Source organism: Rhodococcus sp. EPR-157 (assembly GCF_001647195.1).
Lineage (GTDB): Bacteria > Actinomycetota > Actinomycetes > Mycobacteriales > Mycobacteriaceae > Rhodococcoides.
Genome location: NZ_LVCV01000041.1, coordinates 1 through 3412, shown reverse-complemented (window position 1 = coordinate 3412; position 3412 = coordinate 1). Strand labels below are relative to the sequence as shown.

Annotated in this window: 5 protein-coding genes; 2 read left to right on the top strand and 3 right to left on the bottom strand. The window is 62.9% G+C overall.

Features of this window, described 5'->3' with window-relative positions; translation table 11 throughout:
• Positions 1-405: 405 nt before the first annotated feature.
• Positions 406-528 carry a type B 50S ribosomal protein L36 gene (gene ykgO / locus A2J03_RS01810; protein ID WP_068368923.1) on the bottom strand — a complete coding sequence of 41 codons (123 nt, stop codon included), beginning with the start codon at positions 526-528 and terminating at the stop codon, positions 406-408.
• A 58-nt stretch (positions 529-586) separates the two neighbouring features.
• Positions 587-1153: an NAD(P)H-dependent oxidoreductase gene (locus tag A2J03_RS01805; RefSeq protein WP_068368921.1), complete on the bottom strand. Its 567-nt coding sequence runs from the start codon at positions 1151-1153 to the stop codon at positions 587-589.
• Between the two features lie 104 nt (positions 1154-1257).
• On the opposite strand from A2J03_RS01805, the gene A2J03_RS01800 reads away from it, so the two are divergent.
• On the top strand, positions 1258-1851 hold the full coding sequence (locus A2J03_RS01800) for a TetR/AcrR family transcriptional regulator (protein WP_068368917.1): 594 nt from the start codon (positions 1258-1260) through the stop codon (positions 1849-1851).
• Positions 1852-1857: 6 nt separating this feature from the next.
• Here A2J03_RS01800 and A2J03_RS01795 read toward each other — a convergent pair whose 3' ends face one another.
• Complete coding sequence (locus tag A2J03_RS01795; RefSeq protein WP_068368914.1) at positions 1858-2631, bottom strand: fructosamine kinase family protein; 774 nt, start codon at positions 2629-2631, stop codon at positions 1858-1860.
• A gap of 37 nt (positions 2632-2668) precedes the next feature.
• Here A2J03_RS01795 and nadE point away from each other — a divergent pair.
• A partial coding sequence (nadE, locus tag A2J03_RS01790) for an ammonia-dependent NAD(+) synthetase (protein WP_068368926.1) occupies positions 2669-3412 on the top strand: 744 nt, incomplete at its 3' end.

The following is a 3412-nucleotide window of genomic DNA, read 5'->3' as shown; positions in this document are numbered from 1 at the left end:
ACCGAGATCCCGATGTGCGCTGCGTGATATCAACTGGTGCACCAGAGCCGAGAACGAACCCGGATCGGGGGCAGTGTCGAGGCGATTTCGCGTGTTCGAGCCCGTTTTCTGAGCTTGTCGCGTTGTGGCCTCTCGACTGCTCAGACACTACACCTTGTGTCCGACATATGCCTACAACACGAGATGTTGCGAACAACATCCTTGGTATTCGCTGGTCACAGTGCCGTCGACCGAGGATGTTTCGCCTCGCGTCGGCGTGTCGCACCCCAAGAGAGCTCTATGTCGTGTGTCACAGCTGGACGCTGCGTGTTCGGTGACGCGCAACCAGGCGCTCCGCAACGGCACCGAAACAGAAACGAACCCCCGGGATCACATCGATTCCGGGGGTCCACTCCACTCCTGACGTCAGCGTTGGCGCGCTTTGAAACGCGGTTCCTTCTTGTTGATCACGAACACCTTGCCGTGACGACGCACGACCTGCGCGCCCGGCTTGTTCTTCAACGACTTGAGCGAGCTACGAACTTTCATGCCTCGAGGTTACATGAAAACGATTCTCGTTTCTATGACGACCCGGGCGCCGCGAAGGTCAGACGCTGACGAGTTCGTCGGATGCCTTGACAAGCTCCGCTACGACCGAAGCGATTGCCGCACGCACCTCGGCGTTTTCGCGCGGGTGCGCCGAACCGAACTTGTCCATGGTGCTGCCGATGGTGAGCGTGACGTCCTCGAGGACAGTGCCGCCCGCAATGCCCACGGCCTTGCGCGCGTCGTCGTGGGCCCACTTCGCCCCGTTGCCGCTCGGCGATGCACTGATCACTGCGACAGGCTTGTTACTCACTGCGCCTGCACCATAGGGGCGCGAAAGCCAGTCGATGGCGTTCTTCAGAACCGCCGGGATGGTTCCGTTGTACTCCGGAGTGACAAGGAGAAATGCAGACGCCTTCTCGGCTGCGGCACGCAGTTCGAGCGCAGCAGCGGGGACTTTACCCGGCAGGTCGATGTCCTCGTTGTAGAACGGGACCTCGGCAAGACCGCTGTAGAGCTCGGCCGTCGAGCCTTCCGGAGCGAGGGACACTGCGGTCTCGGCGATCTGCTTGTTGACCGAGTCGGCGCGGAGACTTCCTACAAGAACCAGTACCTGTGCGTGCGTCATGACGATAATCCTTCGAGTTCGAGTGAGAGGCGGTGTTCGATCAATTCCTACCATCTAAACGGACTGCGGTCCACTTACATTCCCGAGCAGGTAGGCTGTCCGTTGTGACCGACTTCATGCTCCCTATCGCAGGCGAGGAGACAGAGCGCTGCGACGCCGCACGCAACCGTCGCCTCCTGCTGGATGCGGCGTCGGAACTGGTGGCCACCATAGGCGCGGACGCTGTGACGATGGACGGCCTGGCAGCCAAGGCCGGTGTTGGCAAAGGCACCGTCTTCCGACGGTTCGGCAGCCGCTCCGGACTGATGCAGGCCCTTGTCGATCACACGGAAAAGGAACTACAACAGGCTTTTCTCTTCGGCCCGCCGCCTCTCGGTCCAGGTGCGGACCCGATCGACAGGCTCGTCGCCTTCGGCCGCGCCCGCCTCGACCTCGTCGAAGTACAGGGCGAGGTCATGCGTGCTGCCGAGAACTCACCGGAACTCCGGTACTCCGCTCCGGCACACATGGTCAACTACACACACGTCCTCACCCTCCTCAGGACCGCCGGGGTCGAAGGCGACCTCGAACTACTCGCCTACGGCCTGCTGACGCCTCTGGAAGCCACCTTGGTACTGCACCAGTTCCGCGATCTCGGCATGACGATGGAACGTCTCGCCGACGGGTGGGAAGACTTGGTACGCAGGGCTACTCGGTAAGACGGGCTACTCGGTAGTCGACAGACCGGACACAGCACGAGCAGCGCGAACAAGCTCGACGCCGTAGGACGGGCCGTGCCCCGCTGCGTGCACGGCGAGGGGATGCAGCTGATGAAGCGGGATGCGCTGCTCCCAACCGTCGGCCAGATCGTGCACGGCCCGATAGCCGACGAGGATGTCCGAGAGCATGGGGCAACCGAACAGAGCCAGCATCGCAAGATCGGTTTCGCGATGTCCACCGTGCGCGGCGGGGTCGATCATCACGGCTCCCGACGCGGTCCACACCACGTTTCCAGTCCACAGATCACCGTGAATCCGGCTCGGCGGTTCCTCGTCGTCGAACACCCCGTCGGCGATCGCGGCACAGACGCGTTCGACTTCCACTGCACCGGATTCTGAGATATTGCCGTTCACGACGGCCACCCGTAGGTATGGCAACACACGTTCGGCGGCGTAGAACGACCCCCACGAAGCGTGCTCGATACTGGACATCGGTCTGGATCCGATGAACATCTGTCCGGCGAAACCATCCGGAGGACAACCGAACTGACGTGCACCGGCGTCGTGCATCGCAGCGAGTTCAGCACCGAAACGGCGCGCAGCGTCCCGCGTCGGCGACGATGGTACGAGCCGGGCGAGATCGATGTGGGTGGGACCGAATCCCCGAACGTCGACGACGGTTCCCCCGCCGTCCCGGAGCCACGCCAAGCCAGCAGCTTCGGCGGTGAAGAAGTCCGGGTGTGCACTCGGATCGGCCTTGGTGAAGGTGTCTGCAGACATCAGAACTCACAGTACGCGCGACACATAGGATGGCGGAATGTCACTCCTACGTTCGGAACTACGGACGCGCATCCAGCGCGAACTGGCCGTACAGTCGTCCATCGACCCTGCCACGGAAATTACCCGCCGCGTCGATTTCCTGAAGGCCTATCTTCGTTCCACCCCCGCCACGGGGTTCGTTCTCGGTATCAGTGGAGGGCAGGACAGCACACTGACCGGCGCGCTGTGCCAACGCGCCGCCGCCGAACTGCGGGCCGACGGCACCGAAGCGCAGTTCCTGGCCGTCAGACTCCCCTACGGCGTTCAGGCAGACGAGGCGGATGCGACAGTGTCGCTCGAGTTCATCGCGCCCGATCGGACGGTGACCGTCAACATCAAGGCCGCCGCCGACGCGTCCGCGGCGGCAACTGCCGAGGCGCTGGGCTCCCCGGAGCTTCGAGACTTCGTGCGCGGCAACATCAAAGCTCGGCAACGCATGGTCGCGCAATACGCGTTGGCGGGCGAGCTCGGATACGTGGTCGTCGGAACCGATCATGCTGCCGAAGCAATCACCGGGTTTTTCACCAAGTTCGGCGACGGCGGTGTCGACATCACCCCGCTCACCGGTCTCACCAAGCGACAGGGTGCCGCGTTGCTGCGCGAATTGGGTGCACCCGAGAGCACGTGGAGAAAAGTTCCGACGGCCGATCTGGAAGACCACCGCCCAGCGCTGCCCGACGAGGAGGCCCTGGGAGTGACCTACACCGAAATCGACGACTATCTCGAAAACAAGGAAGTGACC

Excerpts from the sequence above, each read along its gene's own strand:
- A2J03_RS01795 (WP_068368914.1), bottom strand. The coding sequence starts at position 2,631 with ATGTCTGCAGACACCTTCACCAAGGCCGATCCGAGTGCACACCCGGAC.
- A2J03_RS01805 (WP_068368921.1), bottom strand. The coding sequence starts at position 1,153 with ATGACGCACGCACAGGTACTGGTTCTTGTAGGAAGTCTCCGCGCCGAC.
- ykgO (WP_068368923.1), bottom strand. The coding sequence starts at position 528 with ATGAAAGTTCGTAGCTCGCTCAAGTCGTTGAAGAACAAGCCGGGCGCG.